Origin of the sequence: Leptolyngbya sp. FACHB-261, from assembly GCF_014696065.1 — a bacterium.
Lineage (GTDB): Bacteria > Cyanobacteriota > Cyanobacteriia > FACHB-261 > FACHB-261 > FACHB-261.
In genome coordinates, this window is record NZ_JACJPL010000001.1 from 429807 (window position 1) to 446339 (window position 16533).

A 16533-nucleotide genomic window follows, 5' to 3' on the forward strand; every position below is an offset into this window, starting at 1 on the left:
GTCTGATTTTATGAAGGCAATTCAGCGAATAGGAACTAACACTGCGGCACCCGCACCACCGCCAGTCTGTCCCCGCAACAGCAGGTCTTGCTTCGAGTCCCCACCCACCGGAATCTGTACACAGGTTCCACCACTGTTGGCTTGAGTACCTGCGGGAGGTATGGGATTCGTTGTTGTTGATTGAGCGACGTCAGGAGGCGCTACTGCGCATTCACTAGCACTTTGGTCGCGAATGGTAAATTCGCCTCGTCTAAGATTACGAGGGCTCGCCAAGTCGGAGACGTTTTGGCTCCTAGATTGGGTGCCTAAATCAGCAGCTGACTGTGCGAATGCAGGTGTCGCCAACAAGCCGCCGAGCACAAAGGCCCAGAAGAGAGTCTTAGGCATAGCTTCACCAAACTAACAACAGGAGATGAGGTTGAAACCATTCAAGCAAATCTGTCAAGACTTGCATCGCTCCAGGGATACGTTTATGTCTTGAGAACCCAATATTGCCTGGGTCTAAGGTCGTCGGACCCATTTAAATCTAGAGCTTGAACCTAGAGCTTAAATCTGGAGCTGAGTTTGAAGCTAAGTTTTATGACGCTCGCGAGCAGCACTAGCCTTTGATGAACCGGCTCAAGCGCTGAACCAGACCATCAAGCCCGCCGCCACCGACCTCCCGTTCAGCCTCAGTCTCGATCGCTTTCACCATGTCGGCTGGCAGTCCCAATAACCGAACCAGGCGCTGATAGGCAACTTCCTCATCGGGGTTAACCTTCGGCTCGTCTGGGGTGCGGGCGCTGGCTCGAATTACCTCGTAGCCTAACTTCAGCACAATTTGACGGTCTTCTAGGTTAGGGATCAGAGGAATCAGCTCATCTAGCGGAATGTTCTGATCTAGATAATCCTGAAGCTCTTGCTTCAACTTAGCCTGCTGCGTTTCAGAAGTCGCGAACAATTTTGCGAAGCGGTCGATCAGCAAACGCACTTCATCTGGCTCTAGCTGTCCATCAGACCAGGCCATTGCGGTTACAGCCCGCAGTAAATTCATCTGGCGAGGCGTGATCGGTGGCGGTGGCGGTGGTTGAATGCTCATAATTGCCAACTGAGTAGAGAATCACCATCGGCTTTACCCATACCATAAGTCGCCCAGGGCCACGACAGATGCATAGGTTTGCTACAGCTTTCTCAGGTTTCTGCGCTGTTCACTCTTGGTTTTGAGCTTGATTCTGAGTTTTGTCTTAAGTTGCTCTAACCAGCTTTCGCTTAAGTTTTTGCCGGGCTCCACTCAGTTTGGTCCGGCTCTGTCCTGCGGTGGAAAGCAGCGGAGGCGACAGCGTTTTAGGGTTGAGATAACGCATGATGTCCGATGTGAACAACACCTCTGCTCAGACCGAATCCCTTATTCGCCCCATTGCTGCCTCTGCCCTGGCTGGCTTCGCCTTCGTTGGCGACAGTGTTGTGGCGCTCGACCGCTATTCTGGCTCCCTAATCTCGATTGAGCCCGCCACAGGAGCAACCACAGTTCTCAACCCCTACCCGCAACAACGGCTATCGGGTGCAAGGGGACTGGCTTACAGTGGCGGTCTGGTCTGGATTAGTCAAGAGCGCACTGTTTATCAAAGCAGCCTCACTAAAAAAGGGCGGCTGGGCCCCCTAGAACCTCTGCTCAGCTTGCCCGAGCCTGTAGAGGGTGTTGCTGTCGATGGTGACCGCATCTATCTAACCTGTCGCTACAGCAGTCGCATTCTGATTTTTGACCGAGCCCTAGGCAAACAGGTCGGCGAGTTTTATGCCCCTGGTGTTGGCGAAGAAAATCTCTACGTCCACAACCACAGCCTCTATGGTCCTGCCCTTTGGGTCTGTGACAGCCTAGAGCAAACGGTGTACTGCCTGGATCTGCAGACAGGCGACCTCCGCTTCAACCTACTAACGCCCTTTGAGCAACCTTCTGGCCTGGCGTTCCTGGGGGATGAGCTTTACGTCGCATATGCAGGCGATGAGCGCTACATTCGCGAGAGCCCTAACGATGAAGATCCGTTTCAGGTGGCAGTCCGAGATCAGACTTTTATTCACTCACTCTCCTTCAAGCACTTTGTTGAAGAGCGCTATACCTTATCTGGTGGCTATCGAGTTGAGCTGACCTACCTCGAAGAAATAGATCCTTTAGAGCCAGTCACTCTGGAGGATCTAACCTGGAAAATTGCCCTGCCCGACAATACCCACCGGCAGAAGGTTTGTCAGGTTGAGCCCGTGGGTATGCCTTTCACTGAGGAAGTACACGGCACCCAACGCATGGCTGTGTTCCACTTTGATCGCCTAGAACCAGGTGAGGTGCGGCTATTCGGCTGGCGAGCGGTATTAGAGGTGCGAGGCATTAAGTACAACCTCAGATTCGAAGATGTTGAGGATGCGGGTGAGTTGCCGGCCGAACTGCGAGAGCAATATCTGGTCGATGACGATGACCTAGCAATGGACACCGAAAGTGTTCGCCAAGCTGCAGTGGAAGCCATTGGCAGCGAAACCAACCTACTACGGCAGATGCTAGGCATCCGCAATTACGTATACGACCATCTCAGCTATCGAGTCACGCCCTACATTGACGCACCCGATTCGGTTTTAGAGCGGGGCAGCGGCTCTTGCGGTGAGTATGTCGGTGTTCTGCTGGCTCTGGCCCGACTGAACGGCATCGCCTGTCGTACCGTAGGCCGCTATAAGTGTCCACCCCATCCTGATTTGCGCGGCGTGCCCCTGATCCCGGAGTACAACCACGTCTGGATCGAGTTCTATATTCCTGATTTCGGCTGGGTACCAATGGAGTCTAACCCGGACGACACTGGCGATAGTCCTTATCCCCGTCGCTTCTTTATGGGTCTACCCTGGCTCCATGTCGAAATTGGGCGGGGCATTTCTTTCGAGACGATTAGTGCACGTGATTATTCGATTGGCGAACTTGCCATCAACCACGTTCGTTTCCGCGTGCTGGACGAGCTGTAGTAGTTACGACAACTCAGATGAGACCTTCACCTGATTCTTACAGAATCAGGTTTTTTGTTAGCAACCTGCTGTCTAGCGCAGCCTAGCTTTGGCCAAATAGATAACAATCATCTCTAGATCTAGCTAATAATCTGTAGCCGCTACCTGGAATAACATGGCGGCTGTCCCTCAAACTTGACTTGCCTCTGCTTAGCAGAGCCCGAGCCACTGCTTAGCCTTAACCTTTTTTCTAGTAGTTCTCTGAAATACCTATAACGTCTGCCGCAACGTTTTCTCGTCTGACTGAATAGGGGATTGCCTAAAACGCAGGCTTTGATGGGAGCATGAATTTTGGAAGCTTCAAGCACTCAAGGCCTTTGTGCCTCCGCGACAGCAAAATCGAGCCTAAATTCACACTGAATCCGAATCTAAAGCTAATTGCTTCCGATAAAGTTCAAGCGCCTTGCCAAAGCAGTATGGGCTTGAATTTTTCCGTGAGCCTAAGAACGCAAACTCCTTTTTCTCTAGAAGTCATGACTAACGGCACTATAATCACCCTGACTAGATACTGCTAAGGATGGATGATTAATTACTAAGCTTCGTCATAAGGTCCTGATGTCGTTAGTGCCAGAAAGAGTGTTGAAATGAGGAGTATAAGCCCTCTAGCATATGTAGGCCTGCTTGGATTAGGAGTTTTAGGGAGTGGAGTACCTGCACTGGCAGAACAGGCACCTTTAGCAAATGTGCAAGCAGTAAGCTCTACTGCTGAAGCAGGCGCTTTATCGACAATGTCCTCAGCTTCAACCTCTGCCCATGACTTGCAGAGATCAGCGGAGCCCGCACATACCAGCTTTACAACTTCTCAAGTTGAGGAAGAAGTTCAGCTTGCTCAGACTCCAACTACCTCACCGGATCCGGCATTTAGTCAGCCCACTACGCCTGCTCCGGTTGAGCCAGCTCCAACCGACCAAAGCCCTACCCTACAAACCCCGATCGAGCAGACGCCTGCCCCTGCCGAGCAAGCCCCTCTGGAGCAGACACCTGCGCCCAGCTCAACAGGACAAACTCTTGATATCCGACGGGCACCTACCAGCCCTAACTACATTGGCGTTGGTGGTAGTCTCGGTCTAATCGAAGACGCCTATGGAGACTTCGGTGCCTTCTCCGCAATCAGCAAGTTTCGCATCACGTCCATCTTTAGAGGTGCGGATGTCTCAGTGCGCCCCTCGATCATAGTCGGCAGCGATGTCACCATCCTTGCGCCTTTCACCATAGATCTAGTGGGCATCAGCCCCGACCTACCTGCCACCGTCATTCCCTATGTTGGTCCTGGTGTAACCTTCACGACTGACGACGACGCCTTTTACTTCACACTGACCGGCGGCTTAGACTTTCCCATCGGCCAGTTCACTGCCAACGCAGCCCTCAACATCGGCTTCCTAGACGATGTTGCCTTGGGCTTCCAGTTGGGCATTGGCTACAATTTCTAGTCCCATCTCTGGCCTTAGTTAGACAGCCTTAATTGGGCCACAGCTAGGTTAAGGGCCTCACAGGGGGCATAACTTAACTAGATCTACTAGTCGTTCAGGTCCTGCTCGGCGGTTTCGAGCACTTGCAGAACTCGCTCTCGCAGGACCTGAGCTGCTCCTGCGTCTCCTTGTTCTTCTAACTGGTCAATTGCCTTTCCCAACCAGATCTTGCGCTCTTGGATCGTGCCCTTATGTCGCACTACCAACCGCAACCAGTGATTGACCAAATCCTCCAAGTAGGCCTGACGGCCGCGCAGTTGCTCTAGACGCATAGTTGTTGAATCCACCCTGTTATCCCAGCCCGTACCTCTAATCATAAGAAAATAATCCTCCGCCCCGAAGGTTGCTCTTCAGGGCGGAGGATTATTTAGGAGTCAGATACAGTAGTACCGTATCTTAAGAACGAATCTTAATCTTAGGAACGACGGCTCACTCTCGGCACAGGGCGAGACGAACGCGGACGTCCACCTTCGCTGCCACCATTGGAGCGTTGCTCTGGCTCTAGTTCATCAGCTAAAGCCATGTCTCCCGGCTTGCGATTGCCATCGTAGGCCAACTGTAATGCAGCTGCCGCAATTGCCTGGACATCGTAACCATCGCCACCCAACTGGGCCACGAGGGGCAAGAAAGAAGCTAGCCGTTCTCCAGATAGAGCCTCCTGGATACGGGTCTTGAATTTCTCCAAGTTCTTGGCTTCTACTTCTGCACGCGTCGGCAGTGATAGCACCTCTAGGGTCTGGCCAACGTGACGCTCAATCGCCCGCAGCTTGTAACGCTCAAAAGAGGTGACCAAGGTGATGGCACGCCCTTCACGCCCAGCTCGGCCTGTACGACCGATGCGGTGAACATAACTCTCAAGGCTATCTGGCAAGTCGTAGTTAACGACGTGGGTCAGCGTATCGATATCAAGCCCGCGAGCTGCAATGTCTGTTGCCACAATCCAGCGGACCTGTGAGGAACGGAACCTGCTAAGCAGCCGCTCACGCTGGCTCTGGCTCAAGTTGCCGTGATACTCATCTACGCTGTGCCCAGCGGCCTGAAGCGTGCTCGTGAGTTCAGCTGCCGCTTGGCGTGTGCGCACAAAGATAATCGCAGCTTCTGGATCTTCTACCTCCAGAATTGGCAGCAGCGCCCTAGACTTGGGCACGTTGCGGGGCAGTTGATAGGCTACCTGAGTAATGCGGACAGGGGCATCTTTAGGAGTCTGCACCCTTACATTCACCGGCTCTTTCAAGTAGCGGCGAATGAGTTGCTGCATACCATTGTTGAGCGTGGCCGAGAAGAAGGCCGTTTGGCGGGCATCTGGCACCTGAGACAAGATCCGCTCAACATCTGGCAAGAAGCCCATATTGAGCATCTCGTCAGCTTCGTCCAGCACCAGCATGCGGACACCGTTCAAGCGCAGGCTACCACGCTCTAGCAAGTCAAGAACCCGGCCGGGTGTCCCGACAACTACCTGAACCCCGCGCTCTAGACGCTGGAGCTGGCGTTCAATCGACTGCCCCCCGTAAACCGGCAGAACCCGCACACGAGATTCTGTGCGAAAGCTATGTAAAGCTTGGGCAACCTGAATCGCTAATTCGCGAGTCGGTGTCAAAATTAAAGCTTGGACATCTGGGTTATTTTGCTCCAGACGGTGCAACAAAGGCAGTCCAAATGCGGCAGTTTTACCAGTACCGGTTTGAGCCTGGCCAACGACATCACGCCCCTCCAGTAGAACTGGGATGGCTTGAACTTGGATAGGGGTCGGGTCGGTAAAACCTAGGTCACCCAATACACGCAGCTGCGCTTCTGAGAGTCCTAAAGTTTGAAAAGAAAGGGTCACGAATACTCCTGTTTCAGGATGGAAATGAACATCTGCCCCTTGACACCAACCGCGTACCCCGCACAGTCTGACACGGGCTCCAAACACCTGTGAGGAAACTTCTAGAAAGAAGCAGGACACGCCGGCATGTTCCCTTCAGCCAGGTCTTTGAGCTGCCGGGCCAAGAGGGGCGTTCGTCACTTGTTTACATAGCTTAAATTATAGCGAAAATCCGGCAAGTGTAACGAACTAGTGGAGTTTAGGCAGCAAATTCCCAAGATTTGGGTCTCCTTATCTTCACGATTCGTGACAAAGAGGCCAAAACCGGGAGAAACCGGCAAGATGTCCTAGATATCCTAGCGGGCCGCTAAGACTGCGCTCGTACTTGCCTTCAAGCTTGCCCTAGCAAGCTGTTCGCCTCAACAGTTGTCGGAAGTTGTCTGAATGTTGGTAGATCAGCGATAGATTACCAGTCAGGTTGCCCACACTGGACCCAGCTCAGCTAACAAGCGATGGGGAGCAGCAATCAAGAAGCACAGACTAGTCGATGGAAATCGACTGCGGGCCGCTACTCTTGCCGTTCTGTTCACCAGGAGGAGCAGTGAAGCCGGGTTGATCAGACTGTTGATCTAGCCAGGTTCTCACCGGGTCTTCCGTTAAGCTCAGACGCAGCAAACCAGAAACCAACCCGCCCAGGAAGGCAGCTGGCTGCTCGACCAACTCTTTAAAAATCGGCCCTAGCTCATCCATGATGGATCTACTCACTCCATTAGGTTTTCTTGAGTCGATCCTAGCGCGTTCATCTGCCGACTGAGGATAGTCCCAGGCCCCCCATGCTGGAACCTAGTCTAGAAACCATTAAAAATGCCTACGACCAAGGCGATTACAACCAGGCGATGGCAAACCTGCAAGCCCTATTGCAAGAGCAGCCAGAGGCCAAAGATCGTCCGCCAGTGCAGCTCTATCTGGGTCTGCTTTACGCTCAGCAGGGTCAACGCCAAGAAGCTGAGGCAGTACTACGGCGGCTCCTGCAATACAGCCACAATCGCCAAGTGCTCCACCTGGCTCGGCAAGCTTTAAGCACGCTTCTCAAGGATGGGCCTGCGCCTGCAAGCTCTACTCAAGTCTCACCAGCCCAGGCCTCACTAACCCAGACCCCACCAGCTCAAGCCTCGACCCAGGAGAGCAGTTCACCAGCCGAGCCAGCATCGGTCCAGTCTGGTTTACCAGAGTCTTGGGAGCCAGCAGAACTAGTATTCCTGGTTTGGTCCCCAGCTGAAACGCTAGAGCGCCCTGAGCAGCAGCGTTGCGCAGTCACCTTAGCCCAACATCTGCCCAGTACAGATGCATACACGCTTCAACTACATATGCGTCGCGGGGGGGCTCGGGTTTTGCATCAGGGTGAAGCAGCTCACCTGTGGCCTCTGTATCAAGCTCTGAGGCAAGCGCAGGTACCAGTTCAACTGGTGCGTAGCAGCCAGGTCCAGAAGCTCATTCTTCTGCCTGGACAGCAGTTGCGTGACGAAGGCGACGGTTGGGGTAGCTTTCAGCCTCTCAGCGTTACCGGCGACAGCAAACCTGCTTATCGCTTCGCCTGGGCAAGCGTTCGAAGATTGCTGATCACATCAGCCCGCATGACCACCCTGCAAGTTCGGGAAGTGGAGATCCAACAGACTCGGCCCTGGAGCAAACCTCAGACTCAGATTGAAGAAAAGATGGTCGAGGTTGTACAGGACTACGGCCAAGTCTGTGATCTGCATCTAGCCGATCCTGAGGCTCCCATCCTGCGACTCAGTGACCGTGACTTTGCTGGGAACAGTCCTGCGCCAGCCTGGGAGCATTTAATGACCTGGATTCAGAATCAGTGTCCTCAGGCAGAGGTGGATCGCAGTGGCGATGTGTTTCTACAAGAGATAATTCGTCCTGAGTGGCGGAACTTGCCCACAGTGCCCTGGTCCGGCTACTATCCTCCCGAGCAGCCCTACTTAAGAGGGGGGACAGCTTTGCAGTTCTACTCCAGTTTGGTTTACCTCTCCCACCAGAAGTCGTGAGCGCTGGGGCAAGTTGACGGAAGCACACATTTAGTGTTGACTGAAAGGCTATAGCCCTCAGGCACACTAGATCTTGCCCTTACTGGACGCCTGCCCATGGTTGCACAACTGGAGCCTTCAGCCCTAAGCCCATCTCAGCCCACAAAGCCAGCTTCTCGATTGGAATCAGAGCTGCTGCCCATTGTGGAGGGATTGGTTCAGGTCGTTACGGCACCCCATCGCAGCTTTTTCACAAGTGTTATGGCACAGGCGCTGCGGGTTGCCGGGCAGGGACGCAAAGTTCTAGTTGTGCAGTTTCTGAAGGGTGGCATCCGGCAAGGTCACGAGCATCCGGTCCATTTAGGTCAAACGCTGGACTGGTTGCGCTGTAGCTTGCCCCGCTGTATTGATACTCCCCAACTTGATGAATCGGAGCAAGCTGCACTCACCGAACTCTGGCAGCACACCCGTACTTGTGTACTGCGGGGAGACTACAATCTGGTAGTTCTAGATGAGCTGAGTTTGGCAGTCAATTTCAACTTGATCCCAGAGGCTGAGGTGCTGGAACTTTTGCAGCAGCGTCCAATCTCGGTCGACGTGATTCTGACGGGTCCCGACATGCCCCAATCTCTGCTCGACGCTGCCGATCAAATTACGGAACTGCGCCGTAGCTACTGCCCGTAGGGGCCGAAGAAATTATGCTCAAAAATGATGCCTGGATTACGCAAATGGCCCGTACAGGCATGATCCAGCCTTTCGAGCCTGCTTTGATACGACAGGTAGAAGAGCGCCGGGTGATCAGTTATGGCCTTTCTTCCTTTGGCTATGACATTCGCCTATCGCCTCTGGAATTTCGCATCTTTCGTCATATTCCGGGTACAGTCGTTGATCCTAAAAACTTCAACCCGGAGAATTTGGAGTCCACTTCTTTGCATGAGGATGCCAGCGGCCAATTCTTTATTTTGCCCGCTCATTCCTATGGCTTGGGCGTCGCCTTAGAACGGTTGGCTTTGCCTGATACCATTACGGCTCTATGCATTGGCAAATCAACTTACGCCCGCATTGGCGTCATTGCCAATCTCACTCCGGCTGAAGCCTCTTGGCGCGGTCATTTGACTTTAGAGTTTTCAAATTCCTCCAGCGCCGATTGCCGAATTTACGCTAATGAAGGGGTTGTGCAACTGCTGTTTCTAGAGGGCGAACCCTGTAAGGTCAGCTATGAAGCAAGGCAAGGCAAATATCAGGATCAACCCCAACAAGTCATCGTGGCTCGGGTCTGAGTTTAAAGTTCAAATTGAATCTCAGTTGGCTGTGCTCAGCTGTCTGGCAAGTCAAATTAATCAGCATACTGGCCTACTGCCGTAGGGCATTGTTATGAAGCGCGCAGTCTGTTGCCTGTTCTTGCAACAGGGCTATGGATTCTCTTTGTCTAGCTGCTCTAACCCTGAATCCCTCAGGGAAACGAGGAAAACTAGTGAGTAGATAGCAACAGCGATCCCCAAACCTACTCCAGCGTGAAGGCAGCATGACTAAGACATCCACAGGTCGGCTTGTGTTGAGTTTGCTCCTCAGCAGTGCCTGCCTAACCCCACTGTTGGCCTGGACCCTCAGCTCCAAAAGCCTCGCCCAGGCAGCCCCAAATGGAGTTCCAAGTTCGGGCCGAGATGCCGATGAAGAAACTAATATCCGGGTCTATCAGGTTGCTAGCCCCGCAGTAGTCTCCATCGAAACCTCTTCCGGTAACGGCAGTGGCAGCATTGTGGATGCGAGTGGCCTGGTATTAACTAACGCCCATGTCGTGCGGGGGCAAAGAACGGTCAATGTCGTTTTGGCAGATCGAACCCGCATACAAGGGCAGGTCATCGGCATCGGACGAGGGTCGCAAGACTTAGCTTTAGTTCAACTTCAGCGTCCGCCGCGCAATCTTCCCACTGTCCGTTTGGGTAACCCCAACGCCTTGCAGGTAGGACAGCGGGTGTTTGCCATTGGCAATCCCTTTGGGCAGTTTGCGGGTACGCTCACCACCGGCATCATCAGCCGCATCGACCGCGAACGCGGGTTGGTTCAGACTGACGCAGCGATCAATCCGGGCAACTCCGGCGGTCCCTTACTCAACAGTCGGGGGGAGTTGATCGGTGTCAACACAGCCATCTTCACTGCAGGACGGGGTGGCGGCAACATCGGCATTGGCTTCGCCCTGAGTGTGGCTCAGGTCCAACCTTTTCTGGCTGAAGCGCAGGCAGGCCGCCTGCGCCCTGGAACTAGAACTGATAGCCCAGGCGGGCAGCTCGCCTTTAATGGCCGTCCAATCCAGGGCGAGTTAAGCTCAGGCGACGGTACCTTACCTGATGACGGCAGCTTCTACGACCTCTACCAATTCCAGGGGCGAGCAGGTCAACAGATCACCATCACCATGAACAGCAGCCAGTTGGACTCTTATCTGATCCTGCTAGGGCCCAACAATGCAGTAGTCCGGGATGATGATGGCGCTGGTGGGCAAAATGCCCGCATTCAAGTTCGCCTACCCGCCGACGGAACCTACAGCCTGCTCGCCAACACGTATGAAGCAGGGCAATCGGGCCGCTACACCCTGCAGGCTGTGCTGGGACAAGCCACGCGTCAACCGTCTACTCCCCAAACTCCCCAAACTCCCCAAACCCGGAACAGCCGCCCTATCCTTCAAGAATCGGGCAGCCTCCAGAACGGGGACCGGCAGATTCCTCGTGATGGCAGCTTGTTCGACGCCTACACCTTTCAGGGCCGAGCCGGACAACGCGTCACCATTACACTAACCAGCCAGCAGTTCGATGCTTACTTAATCCTGAGGACTGCAGCAGGTCGAGTCGTGGCCGAGGATGATGACAGCGCTGGTGGTACGAATGCGCAAATCACTGTCGTTCTGCCTACGGATGGGGCCTACCAAGTGATTGCCAATGCCATCGACCGTACGGGTCGTGGTTCCTACCAACTATTAGTACGATGACTCTCCGTATTCATACGTGCTTTACCCCAATATAAATTCGATATAAATTTCTATAAAAGCCGTAATTGCACGGAGACCCCCACATCTAGTGCCAAGGATTGCGAAATAGGCAGAACACCGCCAACTGTGACCACAGGGATGGAGCCAATGGGAGTGTCAAGGGGGGCCTAACCCCTCGACTTTTGAACCCCTTTTGACCGAAAACAGTAGCCATAGCGTGAATCAATCTACCCAGGCACGGGGATAGATAGATTAGGGGAGACGGGTCATTTTGAACGCATCACCCGATGCGAGCTACGGAAAGTCTCAACTCTACCCTGTGCCTGCTCCAGGTGTCTCAGATCACATACTCAATGCTGATTGAGAGACATAAATCGTCAGGGGTGCCGGAGTGTCTCAGGGGAGTGTTAACAGCCGAGTTAACCACAACCCTCTCAGCCGAAGGTGTTTTGGGATCAGAAGAGTTATGCCTGTTCGGTCACAGCCTACGTCCCCATCCTGTACAGCATTCACAGTGAATTTACCGAAGCCGGATCACAGCGACGATCATCCATCACGGGGAATCTGCCTAGTCGTGGAGGCTACCTACCAGCTTTTATACCGGGAACTCAAAGCCGCGACGAGCGCCTCAGAGCGCGACTGTCGCTTGGTTGCTGAGCGGCTTGCGGCTGAAGTCGACCGGATTTGTCAGGAGAGTAAGCGCATTCAAGCTTCTGGGGAAGTCCGTACTTGGGAAATTGCCCTCGCTCGTCACCGCCTCAAGCAATGCTTGGGCTACTACCGCTTAGGCTCTAAGCAGGGCCGTGTCGAATTACACAGCACGCTAAGCGCTGTTATTTACCGCTATATCGCGCCGCCTCAGTCTCGGCTGGGTTATCAAGCTCGCTGCGCGCTCATCGATGACTTTCTACAAAGCTTCTATATTGAAGCCTTCAATGCCTTTCGTCGAGAAACTGGCTTGGGACCGGAGTATAGCCCTCGGACCTTGCTAGAGCTAGCCGAGTACATGGCCTTTGTCGAGCGATATGGCAAGCGGCGTATTCCCCTGCCAGGACGGCGTTCACAACAGCTCATCATCCTGCGAGCCCAAACTTTTTCGCAGCAACAACCACCCGAAACTGCGATCGACATCGAGCAGGCTACAGAAGCTAGCCGAACTGACGGCGCTGAAGGCAGCAATTGGCTTCCTTCCTCTGCGGCTCAGGTCCGCGAGCAGATGACCTCGATTGAGCCAGACTCCAGTGAAGATTCACTACGCGACAAAGTCGTGGAAGAGCTGCTGGCCTACCTGGAGAAACGAGGCCAAACCGACTGCGCCGACTACTTCGCTCTGCGTCTAAAGGACCTGCCCACTGCAGAAATCGAGGAAATCCTGGGCTTGACCCCACGCCAACGCGATTACCTACAACAGCGTTTCAAGTACCACCTGATTCGCTTCGCTCTCTCGCATCGCTGGGAACTGGTTCACCAGTGGCTAGAAGCTGATCTGGAGCGAAATCTTGGGCTAACATCACGGCAGTGGCAGGAGTTTACTGCTGTGCTCGGCGAAGATCAGACCCAAATCCTGGATCTCAAACGTGAGAAGTTGGCGGATGATGTCATCGCTCGCAAGCTGGGCTGCACGGTGAACCAGCTTCAGAAGAAGTGGTTCCACTTGCTGGAGCAAGCCTGGGAAATTCGTAACAATGCATCCTCCGGAACTGAGGCGGCAGTGGATGAATAGGGACTCAGAAGCGCTCGACCGAGGGCTGATGGCCTGGCTGTTCGGAGAGGAATCCTCTCCGAACACGGACGGGTCATTTGCTGATCTAGAGCGTAACCAGCGAATAAGCCAAACCTGGGGAGAGTTACCGGCTGTGCAGGACCGTTTTCAAGCGATTTTGAAGCGCCGCCTCTACGTAGAGATTGAGCGCAATCCGCCGCTGTTCCCGTGGGAAACTGAGTTATCAGATTACACGACGCCCGAACGCAGCTTAGAGGCCGTACCAGACTACGCCAGTGCTAGCGCTGAGGAAGTTGCCTCCGCTAGGGCTTTAGGTTTCTGGGCTAGCCAAGTGCAACGTTTAGAGCTGCCGGTGACGCTGCCCAAAAAGGTATTGGCAGTGCTACTGGCGAAAGCCCAGACCCTCATTCATTCCTCAATGCGAGAGGGGGCTCGGCTAGTGCGCTGTGTTGAAGATCTGTTTCCAGATCAAAACCAGCAACTCAATCAGATTGCAGGCATGGTCTTGCAGGGTGCCAGCCGCGACACTGAGAAGCTAGCAGATGCCATTACCAGAGAATTTTCTGGTAGCTATGAGCAGGCCCAGCCTCAGCAGCAGATGGCTCTTTCTCTGCTGGCCGCACGCGAGATTCTCAATAACTTGAGCGTCTCTGTGCGTCCTGGTGCTCCAGCAGTCGAACGCCAGTGGCCAACCGATTCAGGTGAGCTGGTGATTCAGGTTTCTAGCGCTCAACCGGGACAGATCGAAGTCGAGGCTCAGACACCTCTAGCAGGCGCGTTAAAGCTGTTTGTCGGTGAGCAGGAAGTTGACTCCGCCCAGCGCAGTCGAGCTGGCCTACTTAGCGTAGCGGCGACAGGTGGGTCTGCCTGGATCCTAACCGTTGAGCTGCAAGGAGCAGAGCCTCTGAGCCTGGCCTTACGGCTAGAGGCTTAACTCTCCTCAGAACAAAACAGATTACAAATAGAGGCCGATACCGCCTGTGGGCAATCGGCCTCTATGCTTTTGAGAACTGTGCTTTTAAGAGCCTGTGTTTTGGGGATAGGATTTGAACTGTTTGAACTGGTTTATCCAAACCTCTACGGTCAATCCAGCTTGTCCAGACTGATGCGCGGGTCCACAGCTTTGAGCAAAAGATCGGCCAGCAAATTGCCAATAACCAGCATGGCAGCCCCAATTAGCAAAGACGCCATGACGACGTAGAGGTCTTTCTGCTGGACAGCTTGCAGGATCAGTTTGCCAAGCCCAGGCCAGTTGAACAGCGTTTCTGCAATGAAGGCACCGCTAAGCAAACTGGCAAATTCAAAGCCCAGAAGTGTCACCAGGGGATTGATCGCATTGCGGAGAGCGTGAAAGTAAATAACCCGGTTCTCAGACAACCCCTTGGCACGAGCCGTCTGAATGTAGTTCTGTCGCAGTACGTCCAGCAGGTTGCCTCGGGTGAGGCGTTGCAAACCGGCAAAGCTAGTCACGCTCAGCGCTAATGTAGGCAAAATCATATGCCAGGCAATGTCTAGCACTTTGCCAAGCGGCGAAAGCTCAGCGAAGCTAATGCTGGTCATGCCCCCCACTGGAAACAGGGGTGTGTTCTGAGCAATCACTAGAAATAGCAGTGCAGCAATGAAACTGGGAAAGCCTTGCAAGGTGTAACTCAGAAGCTGAATTGTGCGGTCAATCCAGCGGTTCTGATTCACAGCGCAAAAAATCCCTAAAGGAATCGCCACACCCCAAGTCACGATGATTGAGGAGATCGCCAGCAGCAGTGTATTGAGCACTCGTTGACCAATCAGCGTTGCAGCCGGGATACGGTAGCTGAAGCTGGTGCCAAGATTACCGTGCAGTGCTTGCCAGAGCCAGCGGGTGTACTGCTCCCAAATGGGCTTATCTAGGCCAAACTGCTGGGTCAGTTGCTCAATAGTTTGAGGATCGATGGTTGGTTCTAGCTTCAGTGTGTCCAGGTAGTTACCCGGTGCCAGCTGAATCATGAAAAAGCTCAGCAGCGAAACCAGCCATAGCGTTAGCACCGCTTGCAACAGGCGCTTGACGACATAGGCAGTAGTTTGCCCTGAAAGGACCCGGCTACCCCTAGCCCAAGGACTGCGGCTAACCGTCGTATCAGGAGAGGTCATGGGCGAGCCCGAAGAAGGTCAGTAGGTAATGAGAGAGACAATCGGTACCTGAGCGGGCAACTGCTTACGCCCATCCAAGGCCGACAGCTCGATGATAAAACCAAAGCCTACCAGACGGCCTCCAGCCCTCTCTACAAGCTTGGCAGTTGCTAAGGCTGTTCCACCCGTGGCAATCAAGTCATCTACCACGAGCACCTGGCTATCGGGCTCAAATGCATCCTGGTGCATCTCCAGGCGGTCAGTGCCATATTCGAGCGCATATTCGTAGCTATACACGGCTCCAGGCAACTTGCCAGGTTTGCGCACCGGCACAAAGCCAGCGCCCAGGCAGTAGGCCAGCGGCGCTCCTACAATAAACCCTCGGGACTCAGCACCGACAACATAATCGATCTTCTGGCCCTCAAAAGCTTGAGCTAAATCGTTCACTAACTGGCGCAAGCCCTTAGCATCCCGTAAAAGCGTAGTAATGTCCCGGAAAAGGATGCCTGCCTTGGGAAAATCTGGAATATCGCGGACAAGGGCTTGAAGGTCCATGAGGTTGAATTGAGATGTTCTGAGGTTAAGTGTGCTAGCTGACGCCAATTCAGTAAGACGATAGCTTATCCACATCTCCTGATAGGTAGGTGGGTAACTTTTCCGTAGATGGGTACAATAAGCGCGACTCGTTGCTTCATACCCTGCCTGTAGTTGAACTGCTATTGATTGCAGGAAACTCGTACACTGGTCAACGGGTCATTTGGGTTTGAAGCGGTTTTCGAGGCAGTACGTTCAGTGTGATGCAGGTAAATAGTTCTACAGACTTTGCAGACAACCAGGAGCCAAGCGCACTCTTTGAGACGCTGCCGGAACTGAGTGGCCTGCCCGCCGAATGTCCACGGCGCACAAGAATTCAGCTAGATCTGCTTCTGCTTAGTATTGAGTCGGTCGAGCGACTCGGCGCTGAAGCCATGCTCTATGCAGCGAAAGACCTCCAGCTTCAGCATTTGATTAAAAATCGGGTGGTTCTCTGGCGTCTGCGCAGTACGAGTCCTTACCGCCGCCAGACGCAACGCCGTCCCCTGAGTCTGGATGAAGCCAAAGCCCTGACGCTTGTGACCTGCTATCTGGCGCGTCGCCTGACTGTGCTCATCCGTCAGCTTCTCCTCGCTCAACAGCAACTGAATGAGCAGGGGCTGGGGGTGGAGCAGCATTTCCGCCTCAACGACTACCTAGAACGCTTTCGCAGCTATTTCCGCAAGCGAATGCAACCGCGACGCCTGATGGACGATGCCAAGTTGAATGAGATGGCCATTGAGCTTTTGAACAAGTTGCTGTTGTGCAGCGGCACAGCCGGACCTGCTCGTCTGTGGGCTTCCTTGTTCGACGGTGAGGTGGAGTAG

At 53.8% G+C, this 16533-nt stretch carries 16 protein-coding genes; 9 read left to right on the plus strand and 7 right to left on the minus strand.

The features are described 5' to 3' along the window. Nucleotides 1-21 precede the first annotated feature (21 nt). Nucleotides 22-387 carry a hypothetical protein gene (locus H6F94_RS01955; RefSeq protein WP_190800534.1) on the minus strand — a complete coding sequence of 122 codons (366 nt, stop codon included), beginning with the start codon at nt 385-387 and terminating at the stop codon, nt 22-24. A 211-nt stretch (nt 388-598) separates the two neighbouring features. Then, nucleotides 599-1078, minus strand: coding sequence for a TerB family tellurite resistance protein (locus tag H6F94_RS01960; protein WP_190800535.1), 480 nt, complete (start codon nt 1076-1078; stop codon nt 599-601). 263 nt (nt 1079-1341) lie between these two features. On the opposite strand from H6F94_RS01960, the gene H6F94_RS01965 reads away from it, so the two are divergent. Continuing rightward, complete coding sequence (locus H6F94_RS01965; protein WP_190800536.1) at nt 1342-2979, plus strand: transglutaminase domain-containing protein; 1638 nt, start codon at nt 1342-1344, stop codon at nt 2977-2979. Between the two features lie 767 nt (nt 2980-3746). Beyond that, nucleotides 3747-4448, plus strand: coding sequence for a hypothetical protein (locus H6F94_RS01970; RefSeq protein ID WP_190800537.1), 702 nt, complete (start codon nt 3747-3749; stop codon nt 4446-4448). A gap of 86 nt (nt 4449-4534) precedes the next feature. Here the strand turns inward: H6F94_RS01970 and H6F94_RS01975 are convergent, their stop codons facing one another. From H6F94_RS01975 to H6F94_RS01985, 3 genes are all read right to left on the minus strand, one after another. After that, complete coding sequence (locus tag H6F94_RS01975) at nt 4535-4774, minus strand: hypothetical protein (RefSeq protein WP_190800538.1); 240 nt, start codon at nt 4772-4774, stop codon at nt 4535-4537. 128 nt (nt 4775-4902) lie between these two features. Beyond that, nucleotides 4903-6312, minus strand: coding sequence for a DEAD/DEAH box helicase (locus H6F94_RS01980; RefSeq protein WP_190800539.1), 1410 nt, complete (start codon nt 6310-6312; stop codon nt 4903-4905). 519 nt (nt 6313-6831) lie between these two features. Then, on the minus strand, nt 6832-7041 hold the full coding sequence (locus H6F94_RS01985) for a ssl0294 family protein (RefSeq protein ID WP_190800540.1): 210 nt from the start codon (nt 7039-7041) through the stop codon (nt 6832-6834). An 83-nt stretch (nt 7042-7124) separates the two neighbouring features. On the opposite strand from H6F94_RS01985, the gene H6F94_RS01990 reads away from it, so the two are divergent. The 6 genes from H6F94_RS01990 to H6F94_RS02015 all read left to right on the plus strand — a co-directional run bounded on the left by H6F94_RS01990 (nt 7125) and on the right by H6F94_RS02015 (nt 13961). Beyond that, nucleotides 7125-8342 (plus strand): tetratricopeptide repeat protein, encoded by a 1218-nt coding sequence (locus tag H6F94_RS01990; protein WP_190800541.1) that lies wholly within the window; start codon nt 7125-7127, stop codon nt 8340-8342. A gap of 96 nt (nt 8343-8438) precedes the next feature. After that, the gene (locus H6F94_RS01995; RefSeq protein ID WP_190800542.1) at nt 8439-9005 is read left to right on the plus strand and encodes a P-loop NTPase family protein; all 567 of its coding nucleotides are present in this window, start codon (nt 8439-8441) and stop codon (nt 9003-9005) included. 14 nt (nt 9006-9019) lie between these two features. Then, complete coding sequence (dcd, locus tag H6F94_RS02000; protein WP_190800543.1) at nt 9020-9601, plus strand: dCTP deaminase; 582 nt, start codon at nt 9020-9022, stop codon at nt 9599-9601. 245 nt (nt 9602-9846) lie between these two features. Continuing rightward, nucleotides 9847-11304: a trypsin-like peptidase domain-containing protein gene (locus tag H6F94_RS02005; RefSeq protein ID WP_190800544.1), complete on the plus strand. Its 1458-nt coding sequence runs from the start codon at nt 9847-9849 to the stop codon at nt 11302-11304. A gap of 514 nt (nt 11305-11818) precedes the next feature. Next, nucleotides 11819-13027 carry a heterocyst differentiation protein HetZ gene (gene hetZ / locus H6F94_RS02010; protein WP_313949196.1) on the plus strand — a complete coding sequence of 403 codons (1209 nt, stop codon included), beginning with the start codon at nt 11819-11821 and terminating at the stop codon, nt 13025-13027. Beyond that, nucleotides 13020-13961: a hypothetical protein gene (locus tag H6F94_RS02015; protein ID WP_190800546.1), complete on the plus strand. Its 942-nt coding sequence runs from the start codon at nt 13020-13022 to the stop codon at nt 13959-13961. The genes hetZ and H6F94_RS02015 overlap by 8 nt, the downstream gene beginning before the upstream one ends. Nucleotides 13962-14110: 149 nt before the next feature. Here H6F94_RS02015 and H6F94_RS02020 read toward each other — a convergent pair whose 3' ends face one another. Both H6F94_RS02020 and H6F94_RS02025 read right to left on the minus strand, forming a co-directional pair. Continuing rightward, the gene (locus tag H6F94_RS02020; RefSeq protein ID WP_190800547.1) at nt 14111-15154 is read right to left on the minus strand and encodes an ABC transporter permease; all 1044 of its coding nucleotides are present in this window, start codon (nt 15152-15154) and stop codon (nt 14111-14113) included. A gap of 18 nt (nt 15155-15172) precedes the next feature. After that, nucleotides 15173-15688 (minus strand): adenine phosphoribosyltransferase, encoded by a 516-nt coding sequence (locus H6F94_RS02025; RefSeq protein WP_190800548.1) that lies wholly within the window; start codon nt 15686-15688, stop codon nt 15173-15175. A 242-nt stretch (nt 15689-15930) separates the two neighbouring features. Here H6F94_RS02025 and H6F94_RS02030 point away from each other — a divergent pair, with 242 nt between their 5' ends. Beyond that, nucleotides 15931-16533 (plus strand): DUF3038 domain-containing protein, encoded by a 603-nt coding sequence (locus H6F94_RS02030; RefSeq protein WP_190800603.1) that lies wholly within the window; start codon nt 15931-15933, stop codon nt 16531-16533.